Origin of the sequence: Dactylosporangium cerinum (assembly GCF_042653625.1) — a bacterium.
GTDB classification, from domain to species: Bacteria; Actinomycetota; Actinomycetes; order Mycobacteriales; family Micromonosporaceae; genus Dactylosporangium; species Dactylosporangium cerinum.
The window spans coordinates 164,435-180,920 of the sequence record NZ_JBHSIU010000054.1 but is presented as its reverse complement, the minus strand read 5'-3'; the positions used below and the strand labels follow the sequence as shown (position 1 = coordinate 180,920).

Here is a 16,486-nt window from a genome sequence, read left to right as displayed (position 1 = left end):
GCGCGCTCGTGCTGCGGGACATGGACGTTTCCTGAGCACCAGGGAGATGCGATGGCGGTACTGCGGGTCCGAGGGTTCGCGCTGCCCGAAGGAGAGCCGGTCGACCTCTACGCCGACGGGGACCGGTGGACCACGGATCCGGTGCCCGGTGCCGAACTGGTGGCGGAGGGCTGGCTGCTGCCGGGGCTGGTCGACGCGCACACGCACCCGGGCGCCGAGAAGCCGGGCGATCCGATGGACCTCGACGTCCTGCGGGAGGACCTCCGGGCGCACCTGGCCTCGGGCGTCACGCTCATCCGCGCGCCCGGTCTGGTCGAGGACCCGCCGGACTGGTTCGGGCGCACCGAGGACGGTCCGCGCGCCGTGCACGCCGGGCCGTGGCTCGCTCAGCACGGGCAGTTCATGCCGGGCTGGGGTCGCCGGCCCGAGCCGGCCGCGCTGCCCGCCGTCGCGGCCGAGCAGGCGGCGCGGACGGGCTGGGCGAAGGTCGTGATCGACTGGAGTGTCGACGACGAGGTCATGCCGGTGGAGCTGCTGCGTGAGGTGGTCGCAGGCGTACACGCGGTCGGTGGGCGCCTCGCGGCGCACACGCAGCACCCGGCCGGTGGGGTGGTCGCCGTGGCGGCCGGCGTGGACTCGGTGGAGCACGGCATGGGCCTGGACCCGCAGCTGTTGCCGCGCATGGCCGAGCAGGGCACGGCGCTGACGCCGACGCTGTCGGTGATCACGGGGTCGCTGGCGCGGGTGTCGGCCGGGCCGGACAGTCCGCGCCGGCGGTGGTACGTGTCCGGGGCGAGCGTGCACGGCCGGTTGACCGCCGCCGCCGTCGAGGCCGGGGTCACCGTGCTGGCCGGCACCGACTCCCGTCCGCACGGTGGCATCGTCGGTGAGGTCCGGGCGATGGTCGAGGCGGGCGTGGCACCGCACGCGGCGATCGCCGCCGCGTCCTGGACCGCACGGGCGTACCTCGGCCTGCCGGGCCTGTCGGACGGGGCGCCGGCCGACGCGGTCGTGTTCGACGCCGACCCCCGCACCGACCTCAGCCAGCTGGACCGGCCGCGCGCCGTCATCGCCCGCGGACGACGCGTGCGATGACGTCAGGGCGTTACCTGGCGAGGAAGTCGACGGCGTGGCGCAGGAGGTCGCCGGTGTCGGTGAACCACAGCGCGTCGGTGCCGGCCACGGTCTGCAGGCGGGCCCGCGGCAGGTTGGCGGCCAGGTACGTCGCGTGGCCGGCGTCGACGTTGAGGCAGTTGCGGCGGTGCAGGACCAGGGTCGGCGCGGTCACGTCGGGCAGGCGGTGCCGCAGGTCGGTGCCGGTGGCCACGGCCCGGACCGCGGTGGCGACGGCGGGGCTGGCGGCGCGCCGGCCGATGCGGTTCCACCACTGGCGGAAGTCGTTGTCGGCGGCCAGGCTCGGGGCGGCCTGCACGACGGAGTCCATGCCCTGCGCCGGGTCGGCCGGCGAGACGGTGTCGCGGATGAGGGTCTCGGTGGTGCCGGCGTCCAGGCCGAACGGATAGTCGGCGCCGCGGGTGTACCGGGGGAAGCACTGCGCGAGCACCAGCGAGCGCACGCGCTCGGGGTGGCGGGCGGCGAACTCGATCGCGACGAGGCCGGTGTCGAAGTTGGCGAACAGGTCGGCCCGGTCGATCGCGAGGGCGTCGAGGACCCGGCGCACGTCGGCGACCCACTGGTCCAGCGGCGGCCGGTGCTGGTCGAGGGGGTCGGACAGGCCGATGCCACGCCGGTCGAAGCACACGACGGCGGTGTGCTCGGCGAGGGTGGCCAGCGCCGCGCGGGCGTGGGTGCCGTCCAGGAGCCCGTCGATGGTGAGCATCGCCGGGTTGAGCACGACCAGGTCGCGGCCCCGGTCGGACAGCCGGGTGAAGGCGGTCGAGCCGTCCTCGCCGGTGGCGTACCGCACCGCCACGGCGGTGGATGGCGGGGGTGCGGCGGGCGGCGGGACGGACGACCGCAACACGCCGGCCTGGGCGGCGTGCAGCGCCGGGGACGGGTCGAGGCCGACCGCGACGAGCGCGGCGCGGGCGGCGGCCGCGGCCCGGAGCGCCTCGGTCTGCCGGTCGGCCCGGTGCAGGGCCCGGATGTAGTGCACCCACAGCGGCTCGTCGAGCGGATCAAGCGCGGTGAGCTGTTCCAACTCGCCCAGGGCTGATCCCGGGTCGCTGCCGGCGGCGAGGCAGCCGAGGTGTTCCTGCACGAGCAGCCGCCGCTCCTGCCGCCAGCCCTGCCGCAGCGCCGCCGCCGTGACCGTGTCCGGCAGCTCCGGCTCGCCCAGCCACAGTGCCCGGGCGGCGGCGAGGACGGCTGCGGCGCCGTCGGGACGGCCGTCGGCGAGCAGGAGCCGGGCGCGGGCCCGGGCCTCGGCGACCGCACCGACATCGGTCTGGGAAGACGCGACCGCGAGCCGGTACCCGTCCCGGCCGACCCGCACGACATCGGCCGACAGGTCTGCGGCCTGCAGCGCGGCGCGGATGCGGGACAGGTGGGCGCGCAGGGTCTTGACGGTCGAGGGCGGCGGGTCGTCCCAGAGCAGCCGGGCGAGCTCGTCGAGGGTGACCGCGGCCGGCGCCCGCACGGTCAGGATGCTCAGCAGCTCCCGCGCCTTGCGCTCCAGCCGGGGCGCCGGGTCCTGCACCCCCGCCGTCCCCAGCACCCGCACCAGCACGCTGCCAGCGTAGGACCACATCCGGACCACATCCACACCGCATCGGTCCCCGGCAGGGTGCTGCCTAGCTTCGAGCGCATGACGAAGCTCAGGAACACGGACCTGGAGCGCCGGTTCGCCGGTGCGCTCCTGCGCCCGGGCGAGGATGGATATGACGGGCACCGGCTCGGCTGGCACCGGACCTTCGAGTCCCACCCGGCGCTGATCGCCGCCGCCGCGACCACCGCCGACGTGCGCACCGCGGTGCTCGCCGCCCGGGAGCACGACCTGCCGCTCGCGGTGCAGGCGACCGGCCACGGTGCCGTCGTGCCCGCCGACGGCGCGCTGCTGCTCAAGACGACGGCGCTCAACGGCGTCGAGATCGACCCGCACCGCCGGGTCGCCCGGGTCGGGCCGGGTGCGGTGTGGGCGGACGTGAACCGCGCCGCCGCCCGCTACGGCCTGGCCGGGCTCGCCGGGCGGTGCAGCACGGTCGGGGTCACCGGGTACACCCTCGGCGGCGGGCAGTCATGGCTGTCGCGGACCTTCGGGTTCGCCGCCGACAGCGTCGTGAGCGCAGACCTCGTCACCGCCGACGGGGTGGCGCTGACCGCGACCGCGCGGCAGCACCCCGACCTGTTCTGGGCGTTGCGCGGCGGCGGCGGGAACTTCGGCGTCGTCACCTCGCTGGAGTTCCGGCTGTACCCGGTGCCGCGGGTCTACTCCGGCATGTCGTTCTACCCGCTGGAACGCGCCTTCGACACCCTGGCCGCCTACCGGGACTGGGCCCTCGGCGAGCCCGCGGCGATGAACACCGCCGTGCTGCTGATCCGCCTGCCGCCGGCGCCGGCGTTCCCCGAGGCGCTGCGCGGGCGGCGGGTCCTGGCGATCCGGGCGTTCCACCACGGTGACGACGGCGACCGGGTCCTCGCCCCGCTGCTGGAGGCGGCCGGCCCGCCGCTGCTGGACGGGTTCGGGATGCGGGCGTTCCCGGCCGCCAGTGACGCCACCAACGGCCCGGACGCGCCGCCGATGGCCAACCGGCAGGAGATCGAGCTGTTTCACGCCCTGCCCGACGCGGCGCTGCACGCGATCGTCGAGGCCGGCTCGGCCGACTCCCCGCTCGCGTTCGTCGACGTGCGGCACTGGGGCGGCGCGATGGCCGACCCGGGCCCGGACGCCGGCCCGGCCGGGCACCGCGACGTGGCCTTCTCCGTGATGGCTGTCGCGCCCTACCTGAGTCCCGACCGGACCGCCGCCGACGCGGCCCTGGACCGCCTCTCCGGCCGGCTGCGCCCGTTCGCGACCGGCGGCTCGTTCCTCACCCTGCTCACCGACCGGACGAAGACCCACACCGCGTTCACCCCCGACAACTACGCCCGCCTGGCCGCCGTCAAACGCGCCTGGGACCCGGCGAACGTCTTCCACCTCGGCCACAACATCCCACCGGCCCCCGATCGAGAGGCAAGCTCATGACCCGGATCCTCGTCACCGGCGCCACAGGCACCGTCGGCGCAAACGTCATCCATGAACTGCGGGCCCGCGGCGCCGACGTGCGCGCCTTCGTCCGCGACCCGCGGGCCGCCGCGGCGAAACTCGGCGACGTCGAGCTCGCCCCCGGCGACTTCGACGATCCCGTGTTGCTGCGGCGCGCGCTGCACGGTGTCGACCGGGTGTACCTCAGCGCCGCCGACGGCCCGCGCAAGGTCGCCCACGAGACCGCGGTCATCGACGCCGCCGCCGAGGAGGGCGTTGACCGGATCGTGAAGCTGTCCGCGATGCACGCCGAGGAGTCCTCGGCGCTGCCCGCGTTTCGCTGGCACGGCGAGGTCGAGGCGCACCTGAACCGGTCCGGGCTGGCCGCGGTCGTGCTGCGGCCGGCGTTCTTCATGACGAACCTGCTCATGGTCGCCGGCGGCGTCGCGCACACCGGCCTGCTGCACGCACCCACCGCCGGCCGCCGGATCGCGATGATCGACATCCGGGACGTCGCCGCGGTCGCCGCCGCCACGCTGCTCGCCGGGACGCTCCCGGGCCGCAGCTACGACCTCACCGGCCCGGCGGCGATCACGTTCGCCGACGTCGCGGCGGCGCTCGCCGACGCGACCGGCCGGCCCGTCCGCTCGGTCGACCTGACCGAGGAGCAGGCCCGCCCCCGCTTCGAGGGCGCCGGCCTGCCGGACTGGCTCGGCATCCACCTGGCCGGCGTCTTCGGCGTCATCCGCGCCGGTGGCTTCGAGCGCACCACGGATCAGGTGCGCGCGCTGACCGGCCGTCCGGCCCGCGACATCACCGGTTTCGCCCGCGACTTCGCCGCCGCGTTCACCCCGCAGGCGGCGCGGGCGCAGTGATCGGAGCGGCTCGCTGTGCGGCGGCGCGGCGGGATCCGTACCGTCGACGCCATGCGATCCGCACTCTGGCTGCCGCTCTTCGACCAGCTCGCCGACCCTCGCACCGTGGCCCGGCTCGCCGCCGAGGCCGAGGAGCACGGCTGGCATGCCCTGTTCGTGTGGGACCACGTGCGATGGCACGCCCCCGTGCAGGCGGTCGCCGACCCGTGGGTCACGCTGACCGCGGCGGCGATGGTGACGTCCCAGCTCCGCCTCGGCCCGATGATCACCCCGCTGGCCCGGCGCCGCCCGGTCAAGCTGGCCCGCGAGACGGCCTCCCTGGACCTGCTCAGCGGAGGCCGGCTCACGCTCGGCGTCGGGGTCGGCAGCGACCGCTTCGGCGCCGAGTACTCGGCCACCGGCGAGGCCGGCGACGAGCGGACCCGCGGCGCGATGCTCGACGAGGCCCTGTCGATCCTGACCGGGGCGTGGTCGGGCGAGCCGGTCCGGCACCACGGCGCGCACTACACGGTCGACGACGTGACGTTCCTGCCCCGCCCCGTGCAGCGCCCGGGCGTCCCGGTCTGGGTCGGCGGCTTCCCCGGCAAGCAGCGGCCGATGCAGCGCGCCGCGCGCCACGACGGGTACGTCCCGGTCAACCTCGAACACCCGGACCAGCTCGCGGAGGCGGCCGCCGTCATCGCCGGGCTGCGTGGCCCCGGCCCGTATGACATCGCGGTGGAGCTGGCGCCGGGCACGGACCTGCAGCCGTACGAGGCGGCCGGTGCGACCTGGTGGCTGACCGCCTTCGACCCGGAGTCGGTGACCGTGGACGCGGTCCGTGGCGTGCTGAAGGCCGGCCCGCCGGTGTAGCGACCTGAAGCTGCTGATTCGCGCGGGACGGAACGCGACGGCCTGCGCTGTTAGCCTGGCTCGATGCTGCATGCGGCACGTATCGGCGTCGTTGCCGACGAACCGTTGACCCTCTTTCTCGCGATGCAGCGCGGCAGCGATCGATGACGCGACCTGACGAGGGCGCAACCGGACGCCGCGGGCCGTCCTGGTGGCCGGCCGTCGTGGCGGTCGGCCGGGCCAGACCGGGGCTCGCCGCCGTCGCGGTGTCCACCACGCTGCTCAGCGCGGCCGTCCCCGCCCTGTTCATCATCCTGTCCGGCACGGCGGCCGGGCTGCTCGCCCGCCGCGACGACGGGTCGGCCGGGTCGCTCGGGCTGGTGGTGGCGGCGATGGCCGTCGTCCTGGCACTGTCACAGCTGAGCAGCATGATCCGCTCCGACGTCCTGGAGGCCCTCGCCCGGCAGATGGACATGGTGCTGCGGCGCCGGCTCATCGAGGCGGTGGCCCGGCCGGTCGGTCTCGGCCACCTGGAGGACCCCCGGCTGCAGGGCCGCATCGCGACCGCGCACGGCCTGGCCAACCGGCTCGGCGGGCCGGCGGGCGGCCTGCTCGGCGTGACCGGCCGGATCCAGGTCCTGCTCACCGCCGTCGGCTGCGTCGCCCTGCTGGCCTGGGTCGACCCGGTCCTCGCGGCCGTGTCGGGGACGCTGCACCTGGTCGTCGGCTGGTGGCTGCGGGACAACTACCGGCAGCTGCTGCACCATCTGCACCTGGACCCGGGCGCCCTGCGCCGCGGCCACTATCTGCGCGACCTGCTGCTGCGGCCCGGCGCGGAGAAGGAGACCCGGGTCTTCGGCCTCGGCCGGTGGCTGCTGGGCCTGCACCACACCGAGTGGCTGCGGGTGTCCACGGCCGCCTGGCAGGGGCGGCGCATCGCCTGGTGGAAGATCGCCGCGGGCGCCGTGCTGCTCGGCGCCGGGCAGGCCGCCGGCATCGCCGTGCTCGCCGACGACTGGCAGGACGGTGCCGTGAGCCTCGCCGCGCTCGTCGTCGGGGTGCAGGCCGGCATCGGGCTGCTGCAGTTCGCCGCGGTCACCGAATGGGACCGGCTGGCCCACATCGGCTGGGACGCCGTCGACGCCCTGGTCGAGGTCGAGGATGCGGTGCGGCCCGCCGGCCCGACCGGTGACCGCGACCCGGGCGCGGCGCCGCTGCGCGAGATCGAGCTGCGCGACGTCAGTTTCTCGTATCCCGACGGCACCCAGGTCCTGCACGGGATCTCGATGACCGTCCCGGCCGGCGGCTCGCTGGCGATCGTCGGGCGCAACGGCGCCGGGAAGAGCACCCTGCTGAAGTTGCTGCTGCGCAGCCACGAGCCGACGTCCGGGGAGATCCTGGTCGACGGGGTGCCGCTGCGCGAGCTCGACCCGCAACGGTGGCGCAGCCGCCTCGCCACGATGACCCAGAACTTCGTGCGGCTGCCGCTGACGGTGCGGGAGAACGTCGCCGGGCCGGGTCGGGCGACCGACGCCCGCACGCTGGCCGCGGTCGCCGCCCAGTCCGACCTGGACACGGTCCTGGCCGACCTGCCGCACGGGTGGGACACCGTCCTGTCCCCGCAGCTGGCCGGCGGCACCGACCTGTCCGGCGGGCAGTGGCAGAAGGTCGCGCTCGCCCGTGGCCTGCATGCGCTGCGCACCGGCGCGACCGTCCTGGCGCTGGACGAGCCGACGGCCAACATGGACATCGAGGCGGAGCGGGCCGTGTACGACGCCATCATCGACGCGACGAGGGAGCACACCTTGCTGCTGGTGTCGCACCGGTTCGCGACCGTCCGGCGGGTGGACCGCATCGTGGTGCTCGACGCCGGCCGGATCGTCGAGACCGGTGACCACGCCACCCTGATCCAGCAGGGCGGCCTGTACGCGCAGATGTTCGACGCGCAGGCGGCGATCGTCCGATGAGCATGTCCGGTGCCATCCGACGGTCCCTCGCCGCGTCGGGCTCGGCCGTCCGCCTGGTGCTGCGGGCGTCGTTCAAGGCCAGCCCGGGCCTGGCGGGCGCGGTCATCGTCGTCGCGTTGGTGGAGGCTGCGCTGCCGGTCGGGCTGGCCTGGACGGTCCGCACGCTCGTGGACGGCCTCACCGCCCACGACACCGGCCGGATCCGGCTCGCCGCGATCGCGATGGGCGTCGTAGGCCTGTGCTGGGTCGGCGCCCAGTGGGTGTCGATGACCAGCCAGACGGTGCTGGAGGAGCGCACCGACCACTGGCTGGAGCAGCGGCTGAGCGGGCTCGTGCACGAGATGCCCGACCTGTCCGTGGTCGAGTCACCCGACTTCCAGGACCGGGTGTTCACCCTCGCCGGGCGGCCGCGGCACCTCGTCGGCTCGATCACCACGATCATCGAGACCGTCGCCCTGGCGGTGCGCTTCGGTGCCGCCGCCGTCCTGTTGGCGTTCGTCGCCCCGGTGCTGACGCCGCTTCCGCTGCTCGTGCTGCTGCCGGTGCTCGCGTCGATGCGGGCCGAGCGGGAGATCTCCAGCATGCTCGACGACATCTCCGCGCCGATGCGGGCCGCGCGCATGCTCTTCCTGGCCGGGACCGAGCCGGGCCCGGCCGGCGAGCTGCGCCAGTACGGCATGACCGGCGCCGTCGCCGACCGGCAGGACGAACTGCTGCGCACCGCGGACCGCCGGCAGCGGCTGGCCCGCCTCCGCACGGGACGGATCATGACCATCGGGTGGACACTGTTCGCCGCGGGCGTCCTGCTGCTGCTCTGGCTGTCGCGCGACGACCCCGGCGTGCGCAGCGGCGGCGTGGTGTTCCTGCTGGCCGTCCTGGCGATGCAACTGGTCGCCCAGGCCGAGCAGGCGGCGACGACGTTCAGCAAGCTCAGCCGGCTCAGCACGATCCTGGAGCGGTTCACCTGGCTGGAGCGCCTCGTGGAGCAGTCCGGCGACCGGCACTCCGGCAGCGCGACCGCACCGGCCGGCCTGCGGCACAGCATCGAGCTGCGGGGCGTGACCTTCCGGTACACCCCCGACGGCCCGCCGGTGCTCGACGACGTCAGCCTCGTCCTGCCCGCCGGCACGGTCGTCGCCCTCGCCGGGCACAACGGGGCGGGCAAGTCGACCCTGGTCAAGCTGCTGATGGGGCTCTACCGGCCGACCGCCGGTCAGATCCTGCTCGACGGCGTCGATCTCGTGACGCTCGATCATCACAGCGTGCGCGAGCGGCTCGCGGCCGGGTTCCAGGACTTCTGCCGGTTCGAGCTGCCCGCCGGCGACACCGTCGGGGCCGGCGACCTGCCGCGCCTCGGCGACCGGGAGGCCGCCGCCGGGGCACTGACCAGGGCCGGATCGGCCGACGTGATCGGCCGGCTCGCCGACGGGCTGGAGACGCCGCTGGGCCGGTCGATGCCGGGTGGCGCCCTGCCGTCGGAGGGGCAGTGGCAGAAGCTGGCCCTCGGCCGGGCGATGATGCGCGAGGCGCCGCTGCTGCGCGTGCTGGACGAGCCGACCGCCAGCCTGGACGCGGAGAGCGAGGCCGCCCTGTTCGCCGGCTGCCTGGAGGTCGGGCGGGCGGACGCGGCGGTCAACGGGTGCGTCACGCTGCTCGTGTCGCACCGCTTCTCGACCGTCCGCACCGCCGACCTCATCGTGACGCTGCGCGACGGCAAGGTCGCCGAGGTCGGCACGCACGAGGACCTGATGGCCACCGGCGGCTGGTACGCCACCGTCTGCACCATGCAGGCGGCCGACTATGCCTGAGCCCGCGCCGACGGTGGCCGCCGTCCGATCCCGCCGTCCCTGCAACGGGTCAGGCCCGGCGGATCGGCATGTGCGTGGGTGCCGGCGGGCCGGACAGAAACGTGGTGACGAGCCCGGTGCACAGCTGCGGGTGCTCGATGAGCAGGGTGTGCGAGGCGTTGGGCACCACGGCGAGCTCGGCATCGGGCAGCGCCCGGTAGAGCCGCAGGACGTGCTCCAGGGAGACGGCGTCGTCGTCGCCGGCCATCACCAGCGTCCGGCAGGCCACCGCGCTCAGGTCGGCGGCGGCCAGCGCCAGGTCGCCGGCGTCGGACGACGCGGCGATCCGCTCGATGACGGACACCAGGTGGCCCGGCCCTTCCGGGGTCACCTCGGCGTGCTGGTCGTAGATGATCTGCGGGATGTCGGCAGGGGTGGCCGGCGGTAGCAGGACGCCGTCCTGATGGAAGGCCCCGCTGATCAGCACCAGCCGGGACACCAGGTCGGGCCGGGCGATCGCGGTCAGCAGCGCCACGACCGCACCCGCGCTGTAGCCGACCACCGCGGCCGGCCCGCCGACGACGTCCCGCAGGAACGCGACCGTGTCCCGCGCCATGACCTGCGGGCTGAGCGGGCCGCCCGGGTCCGCGGTGTGCCCGTGGCCGCGCCGCTCCGGCACGTACAGCCGGAACCCACCGTCCAGCGCGTCCAGGTTGCCGGCGAAGCAGCGCGAGTCGACGACCGCGCCGTGCAGCAGCACCACCGGATCGCCCGCGCCTCGTTCGTCGTACCAGGTGCGCACGCCGTCGAGCTCGACATACCGCTGCACTGTGACCTCCCGCCCCGATCATGGCGCACCGGAACCGCCCCCGCTGCCCGTGGCACGGTCCTGGTGCGCTACCGGCCCGGCAGGGGGCCGCCGCGCAGGAACGCCTCGTACAGGTCGCGGACGTCCTCGTCGATCGTCGGCCGGATGTTGCTGTACCGGGTGTCGGCCCGGTCGCGGTGCGGCCCCGAGAGCCAGTAGCGCTCGTCGGTCTCGACGTCGAAGAAGTTCGCGTCGAACATCCCCGGCCAGCGGCGCAACGTCCGGCCGTGCCAGTAGGCCGTCTTCCAGGTGCGGTTGAACCGGACGGTACTGATCCACGCCGGACCCTGATCGGTGCCGTGACCGGTCTTCAACTGCACGAACATCACCCGCTCGGCCATGGACAACCACGATGCCGCAGATCTCCACGTCGCGCATCGCCTTATTCACGCCGTTCGAGACAGGCAGGTGCGTCTTGAGTCTTCGTTAAGTGTCGCTTAGATCGAGGCCCGACGGTCTCTGCTGCCGTTACGTTTGGGTCGGCCTGCCGGACTTCGCCACCCCGCCGGGGTGGCCGGGCAGCCACCGCTGAGTCGCCGGCCGCGTGTCCCGCACGAGGTCGACGAGCCGGGGAACCAACCTGGTTTCCATTGGGGTGAATCCGCGCCACGGCGCGGTAGGGCGCGCCTTCTTCTCGCCCGAATCCGTCAGCTAACCCGGTAAGCGGTCCAGGAAGAAGGACTGTGCCGTGTTCAACGGACGCACGACGCTGCGCACCGCGGTCGTCGCGCTGGCGGTGGCGGCGATGATCGCCCCGGCCTGCGCCGCGCACGCGGATCCGACGCCTGAGCAGCTCCAGGCCCAGATCGACAAGGGCAACGAAGAGGTCGAGCTCGTCGTCGAGCAGTACAACAAGGTCAAGGGCGACCTCGAGGCGACCGAGGCGGCGATCACCAAGTTGCAGGCCGACCTGGCACCGCTGCAGGCCACCATGGACACCGCCCAGGACGACGCCACCACGCTCGCGGTCAACGCGTACAAGAGCGGCGGCAACCTCGGCACGTGGTCGCTCATGCTCGGCGCGAGATCGTCGGACAACTTCACCGACCGGGTCGGCACCCTCCGGCAGATCTCGCTCAGCCAGCAGCGCGACCTGGCCGCGTACGGCGCGGCGAAGGACGCCTTCACCGCCGAGCAGCGCCGGCTCAACGACACCAAGGCGGCGCAGAGCCAGCAGAAGATCGAGCTGGAGACCCGCCGCAAGAAGATCGAGGGCGACATCGCCCGCCTGGACCAGATGCAGGCCAAGGCCGAGGCCGCCGCCGCTGCGGCCGCCGCTGCCGCCGCGAAGCCCAAGACGACCACCACCACGCCGCCGCCCGCGGGGAAGCCACCGGCGGTGTCCGGCTCGGCGGGCAAGGCGGTCAACTACGCGTGGGCGCAGCTCGGGAAGAAGTACGTGTGGGGCACCGCCGGGCCGAACACCTTCGACTGCTCCGGGCTGACCATGATGGCGTGGAAAGCGGCCGGGGTGTCGTTGCCGCACAACGCCGCACAGCAGTGGCAGAAGGTCCGCCACATCTCACGCAGCCAGCTCGCCCCGGGCGACCTGGTGTTCTACAACAACCTCGGGCACGTCGGGATCTACATCGGCAACAACCAGATCATCCACGCCCCCAACAGCCGTACGGTCGTGAAGGTCGCCCCGGTCGACATCGACAAGTTGTACGGGTACGGCCGACCGGCCTAATTGGTTGGACGCCGGCAGCCCGGGCGTCCATGGTCGGTCGATGAGCGATCGGTTCGCGGGCGTCCGGGCGACGTTCGACCACGACCGGCGACCTACGCGCCCTCGGCCTGGCGATGGCCTTCTGGGAAGCGGCCTGACGTCAGGCCCGCCGCCAGCCGCCAGCGTGCCACTTCACCTTCGTGTGCGCCGGTCGCGGTTGCGGCGGAGACAGCCGCCGGGTCCGCGCCACCGCTGAGCGCGGCGAGCGGCCAGGTCGGCACGCCGTCAGCGCCGTCGTAGGCGGTCCAGGCCCACGGTCCGTCGAAACGCCAGGCGCGGCCGTCGGCGTCGGCCACGTCGTCACCGGGCGTCAAGAAGGCGTACGGCCGGAAGACCAGCTCAAATGTGAGCGGGATGCCGTTGCCGGGTTCGATGCTGGTGCCCTGGAACTCGGCGGCGGGGTCGGGTGCCTCGCCGGCTGGCAGGATGAGCAGGCTCAGTTTCGGCCGCGGCAGCCAGCCGGTCTGTTGCGGCGGATCGTGCTCGTGGACCTCGATGACGTGGATGATCCGGGGCGGGATGCCGATGCGACAGGTGTCACCCGGCGCGAGCTGGTCGGCAGTCGGTTCCGTGACGTACAGCTCGGCCGGATCGTGGCGGTCCAGGGCCGCCTCGCCGTTCCAGCGGATGCCGTCGGCGTCGGGGTCGATCTCCCACCACGGCCAGCGGACGGTGACATGCGATTCATCGACGTGCGTCACGACCGTGGGAGTGAACAGGCACTGGATACGCAGCACGTCCCCGACGCGGTGGTCCATCGCGGCAGGTTAACGCACCGCCTCCCAGGTTACGTTCAGGAGAACCCGCCGCCGGTGAAGTAGGCGGTCAGGATCTGCTGGGCGCCGGCGAACCAGTAGCCGTCGTTGCCGGCCAGGAACGAGGCGCTCATCAGCGGTTCGTCGTGCAGGCCGGTCAGCTCGACGAGGTTGGTCAACCCGCGCAGCTCGGACGGTAGCGCGAGCAGCCCGTTGTCGCCGAGCCGCAGGTGGGTCAGGCCGGTGAGCCGGCCGAGTTCCGGCGGCAGTGTGGTCAACCGGTTGCCGTCCAGCGCCAGCTCGCGCAGCGAGGCGAGGTCGCCGATCCGCGCGGGCAGCGAGGCCAGCTGGTTCGAGCCGGCGTCGAGGAACTCGAGCCGGCGCAGGTCGCCGATCCGGTCGGGAAGTTCCCGCAGCCGGTTTCCCCGCACCTCCAGCGCGCGCAACGCGGCCAGCTCGCCGATGCCCGAGGGCAGCACGGCGAGCTGGTTGCCGCTCAGGTCGAGCTGCTCCAGCTGGCCGAGTCCGCCGATGCCGGCCGGGAGTTCCGCGAGGTGGTTGTCGTACAGATAGAGCACCGACAAGCCACGCAGCCTGCCGATCTCGTCCGGCACCGTGGTCAGCGCGTTGCCGCTGAGGTTCAACACGTCGAGTTCGGCCAGCGTGCCGATCGACGCCGGCACCCGGGTCAGCCCCTGACCGGACAGGTCCAGGACGGGCGCACCGGTGGCCGCGGCCCGTGCGATGGCGGCGGAGACGTCCATCCGCACCTCCCAGGGCAGTCTAGGCACGGCATCGGCCGGTAGGGTCGTCGGTGTGGATCTGGACGACATCGCCGCACGGCTCGGGGTATCCGTCGACGACATCGAGCGCGTGCACCGGCTCGCCGGGGACCGGCCGTCGGTGCCGTTGCCCGCCAAGGCCGACGCGCCCGCGATGCTCGAGCGGCTTGCGGTGCGGCCGGACGACGCCGCCGAGGTCATGGAGGGCTGGCCGGACCCGGACTCTCCACTGTGGACCGCGGAGCTGCGCTGGCTGCTGGACCGCACGATCGCTCTGGTGCGCGCGGATCTCGGTGGCCACGCCTGGCTGGTGCCCGGCCCGGAGCTGCCCCGCGACCGCGGACCGGCCTGGCGGCACCTGTATGTGTATGCGTACCTGGCCCTGGTCGACGTCGCCCTGGCGTATCACCGCGACCACGACGTCCCCGAGTCCGTGTCGTGGGCCACCCTCGCGGACCTCGGCCGCAACCTTGCGATCGACCGGCGGATGCAGCGTGAGGGCTGGCCGGTCATGCAGGCCTGGCTGACCCTGCACTCGCGCGGCGGCCTGTACGACCTGGGCCGGCTCCAGCACCAGCGCGGCGACACCGCCATCGGCCTGCACATCCCCGACTCGGGGCCGCTGACTGCGGAGGCGGTCGACGCGTCGCTGGACGAGGCCCGCGCGTTCTTCCCACGCCACTTCCCCGACGAGCAGTACACGGCGTTCTCGTGCGGCTCGTGGCTGCTCGACCCGCAGCTGCTGGAGTACCTGCCGGAGGACTCGAACATCGTCCGGTTCCAGCGGCGGTTCGAGCTGGAGCCCTACGAGGAGCCGGAAGGCGTCAACGCCGACGTCGAGGTGCTGCGGTTCGTGTTCCGCTCCCTGACCACGCCGCTCGACCAGTTGCCGGGCCGCACCGTGCTGCAGCGCGCGGTCGCCGAGCACCTGAAGGCCGGCCGCCACTGGCAGTGGCGCACCGGCCGTTTCGCGATCTAGGCGGGCGCTCCCACGGGTCGCAGCCGCAGCCAGCGGCAGCTCCAGTCGTCGTCGTTGCCGGCGACCGGTGGTCCGTGCTGCTCCTCCAGCGGCGCGTACTGCCCCCGGGTGCCGGTGAGGGAGCCGCGGCTGACCTGGTATCGGCCGGGGCGGACCGGCAGCAGGACGCCGACGCCGTGGATGTGGTCCAGGTCGAGTGTGACCGGCGCGGGCGGTGCCGTCGGGAACGGGCCGACCTCCGCGGCGACGACCGGCGCCCACACGACGGCGAGGCCGCCGCCGGTCAGGTCGAGCTCGCCGACCGGCTGCTCGACGTCCGCCGCGGCCGGCCCGGTGACGTAGCGGTGCGGGGCGTCGGTGTTGCGGACCCAGGAGCGCATGATGAGCAGGCCGCCATGTGTTGACGCGATCTCGGCGACGCCCGGCCCGTCCATCTCCCACACCAGCCCGGTGTGTGCGGCGAAGTGGACGAAGCCGGCCTCGAGCTCGTCGTCAGCGGGGTACAGCACCTCGTTCGCGCGGTGCAGGTCGCAGGCCGGGTCGAGTTCGTAGTCCTCGTCCAGCACCGCGCCGCCCCAGTCGGCGAACGCCGACGCCGCGCAGACGAGCAGCGGACCGCCCTCGCAGCCGACCTTGGCGATCCAGTTGACCATCGCCACACCGTAGAGCAGACCGGCAAGGACGGCTCAGGCGGCAGCGCGGTCGCCCGGCCGGCGGCGGCGCAGGGTCGGGTCGACCAGGGCGGGTGGGCGCCAGGCGCCGTCGGCCCGGTACAGGTCGGTGCCCGGCGGGACGATCTCGTCGATGCGGTCGAGGGCGGCGTCGTCGAGGGTGAGGCCGGCGCCGCGCAGCGCGGCGTCGAGCTGGTCCATGGTGCGCGGGCCGATGATGACCGACGTGACCGCCGGGTGGGCGATCGGGAACGCGAGGGCGAGCTCCGGCAGCGTGCAGCCGAGGTCCTCGGCGAGCTTGACGAGCTGCTCGACCACGTCGAGCTTGCGCACGTTCTCCTCCAGCGCCGGGTCGAAGCGGTGCGGGTTGAGCGCGGCGCGGCCGGTCGACAGGTCCACGGGCCGGCCCTGGCGGTAGCGGCCGGTCAGGAATCCCGACGCGAGCGGGCTCCAGGTCAGCACGCCCATGCCGTAACGCCCGGCGACCGGGAGGAGGTCTTTCTCGATGCCGCGGGCCAGCAGCGAGTACGGCGGCTGCTCCGTGCGGAACCGGCGCAGCCCGCGCCGTTCCGCGACGTGGTGCGCCTCGACGATCTGCTCGGCGGGGAACGTCGAGCAGCCGAACGCGCGGATCTTCCCCTGTCGTTCCAGGTCGGTGAGGACGGACAGGGTCTCCTCGATGTCGGTGTCGGCGTCGGGGCGGTGGATCTGGTACAGGTCGATCCAGTCGGTGCCGAGCCGGCGCAGGCTGTCCTCGATCTCGCGGATGATCCAGCGCCGTGAGTTGCCGCCGTGGTTCGGTCCCTCGCCCATCGGGAAGTGGACCTTCGTGGCGAGCACGACGTCGTCGCGGCGGCCCCGCAGGGCCTTGCCGACGATCTCCTCCGACTCGCCGGCGGAGTACATGTCGGCGGTGTCGACGAAGTTGATGCCCTGGTCGAGGGCGGCGTGGATGATGCGCACGCAGTCGTCGTGGTCGGGGTTGCCGACGGCACCGAACATCATGGTCCCGAGACAGTGGACGCTCACCTGGATGCCGGTGCGACCGAGGGTGCGGTACCGCATGCTGCTGCTCCTTGCCGTTGTCGTGCCGCGTAC

The 16,486-nt window shown here is 73.7% G+C and carries 15 protein-coding genes and 1 riboswitch; of the genes, 8 read left to right on the top strand and 7 right to left on the bottom strand.

The genetic code is table 11. The features are described 5' to 3' along the window. The first annotated feature begins 51 nt into the window (after nt 1–51). Nucleotides 52–1,095 carry an amidohydrolase family protein gene (locus ACFPIJ_RS38740; protein WP_380122992.1) on the top strand — a complete coding sequence of 348 codons (1,044 nt, stop codon included), beginning with the start codon at nt 52–54 and terminating at the stop codon, nt 1,093–1,095. Between the two features lie 10 nt (nt 1,096–1,105). On the opposite strand, the gene ACFPIJ_RS38735 is transcribed toward ACFPIJ_RS38740, so the two are convergent. Continuing rightward, nucleotides 1,106–2,689 (bottom strand): bifunctional AfsR/SARP family transcriptional regulator/alpha/beta hydrolase, encoded by a 1,584-nt coding sequence (locus ACFPIJ_RS38735; RefSeq protein WP_380122990.1) that lies wholly within the window; start codon nt 2,687–2,689, stop codon nt 1,106–1,108. A 78-nt stretch (nt 2,690–2,767) separates the two neighbouring features. Between ACFPIJ_RS38735 and ACFPIJ_RS38730 the strand changes: the two genes are divergently transcribed. The 5 genes from ACFPIJ_RS38730 (at nt 2,768) to ACFPIJ_RS38710 (ending at nt 9,625) form a co-directional block, all read left to right on the top strand. Continuing rightward, nucleotides 2,768–4,144: an FAD-binding oxidoreductase gene (locus ACFPIJ_RS38730; RefSeq protein ID WP_380122988.1), complete on the top strand. Its 1,377-nt coding sequence runs from the start codon at nt 2,768–2,770 to the stop codon at nt 4,142–4,144. Next, entirely contained in the window at nt 4,141–5,019 is an 879-nt protein-coding gene (locus ACFPIJ_RS38725) for an NmrA family NAD(P)-binding protein (RefSeq protein WP_380122986.1), read from the top strand. Before ACFPIJ_RS38730 ends, ACFPIJ_RS38725 begins: the two co-directional genes overlap by 4 nt. Before the next feature lie 51 nt (nt 5,020–5,070). After that, nucleotides 5,071–5,871, top strand: a complete 801-nt coding sequence (locus tag ACFPIJ_RS38720; RefSeq protein ID WP_380122984.1) for an LLM class flavin-dependent oxidoreductase — start codon at nt 5,071–5,073, stop codon at nt 5,869–5,871. Nucleotides 5,872–6,014: 143 nt separating this feature from the next. Then, a complete protein-coding gene (locus tag ACFPIJ_RS38715) occupies nt 6,015–7,817 on the top strand; it encodes an ABC transporter ATP-binding protein (protein ID WP_380122982.1) in 1,803 nt (600 codons plus the stop codon). 2 nt (nt 7,818–7,819) lie between these two features. Continuing rightward, nucleotides 7,820–9,625, top strand: coding sequence for an ATP-binding cassette domain-containing protein (locus ACFPIJ_RS38710; RefSeq protein WP_380122980.1), 1,806 nt, complete (start codon nt 7,820–7,822; stop codon nt 9,623–9,625). Nucleotides 9,626–9,674: 49 nt separating this feature from the next. Here ACFPIJ_RS38710 and ACFPIJ_RS38705 read toward each other — a convergent pair whose 3' ends face one another. Next, the gene (locus tag ACFPIJ_RS38705; RefSeq protein ID WP_380122979.1) at nt 9,675–10,433 is read right to left on the bottom strand and encodes an alpha/beta fold hydrolase; all 759 of its coding nucleotides are present in this window, start codon (nt 10,431–10,433) and stop codon (nt 9,675–9,677) included. Nucleotides 10,434–10,501: 68 nt separating this feature from the next. Further along, nucleotides 10,502–10,813: a hypothetical protein gene (locus ACFPIJ_RS38700; RefSeq protein WP_380122977.1), complete on the bottom strand. Its 312-nt coding sequence runs from the start codon at nt 10,811–10,813 to the stop codon at nt 10,502–10,504. 175 nt (nt 10,814–10,988) lie between these two features. Next, nucleotides 10,989–11,153, top strand: a riboswitch (cyclic di-AMP (ydaO/yuaA leader). 7 nt (nt 11,154–11,160) lie between these two features. On the opposite strand from ACFPIJ_RS38700, the gene ACFPIJ_RS38695 reads away from it, so the two are divergent. Then, complete coding sequence (locus tag ACFPIJ_RS38695; protein WP_380122975.1) at nt 11,161–12,162, top strand: C40 family peptidase; 1,002 nt, start codon at nt 11,161–11,163, stop codon at nt 12,160–12,162. 92 nt (nt 12,163–12,254) lie between these two features. Here the strand turns inward: ACFPIJ_RS38695 and ACFPIJ_RS38690 are convergent, their stop codons facing one another. Further along, nucleotides 12,255–12,959 carry a hypothetical protein gene (locus ACFPIJ_RS38690; RefSeq protein WP_380122973.1) on the bottom strand — a complete coding sequence of 235 codons (705 nt, stop codon included), beginning with the start codon at nt 12,957–12,959 and terminating at the stop codon, nt 12,255–12,257. 35 nt (nt 12,960–12,994) lie between these two features. Then, nucleotides 12,995–13,720: a leucine-rich repeat domain-containing protein gene (locus ACFPIJ_RS38685; protein ID WP_380122971.1), complete on the bottom strand. Its 726-nt coding sequence runs from the start codon at nt 13,718–13,720 to the stop codon at nt 12,995–12,997. 52 nt (nt 13,721–13,772) lie between these two features. Between ACFPIJ_RS38685 and ACFPIJ_RS38680 the strand changes: the two genes are divergently transcribed. Continuing rightward, nucleotides 13,773–14,717 (top strand): acyltransferase domain-containing protein, encoded by a 945-nt coding sequence (locus ACFPIJ_RS38680; protein WP_380122969.1) that lies wholly within the window; start codon nt 13,773–13,775, stop codon nt 14,715–14,717. On the opposite strand, the gene ACFPIJ_RS38675 is transcribed toward ACFPIJ_RS38680, so the two are convergent. Continuing rightward, nucleotides 14,714–15,370 carry a hypothetical protein gene (locus tag ACFPIJ_RS38675; RefSeq protein ID WP_380122967.1) on the bottom strand — a complete coding sequence of 219 codons (657 nt, stop codon included), beginning with the start codon at nt 15,368–15,370 and terminating at the stop codon, nt 14,714–14,716. The genes ACFPIJ_RS38680 and ACFPIJ_RS38675 overlap by 4 nt on opposite strands. Before the next feature lie 33 nt (nt 15,371–15,403). Then, on the bottom strand, nt 15,404–16,453 hold the full coding sequence (locus ACFPIJ_RS38670; RefSeq protein ID WP_380122966.1) for an aldo/keto reductase: 1,050 nt from the start codon (nt 16,451–16,453) through the stop codon (nt 15,404–15,406). Between the last annotated feature and the right edge of the window lie 33 nt (nt 16,454–16,486).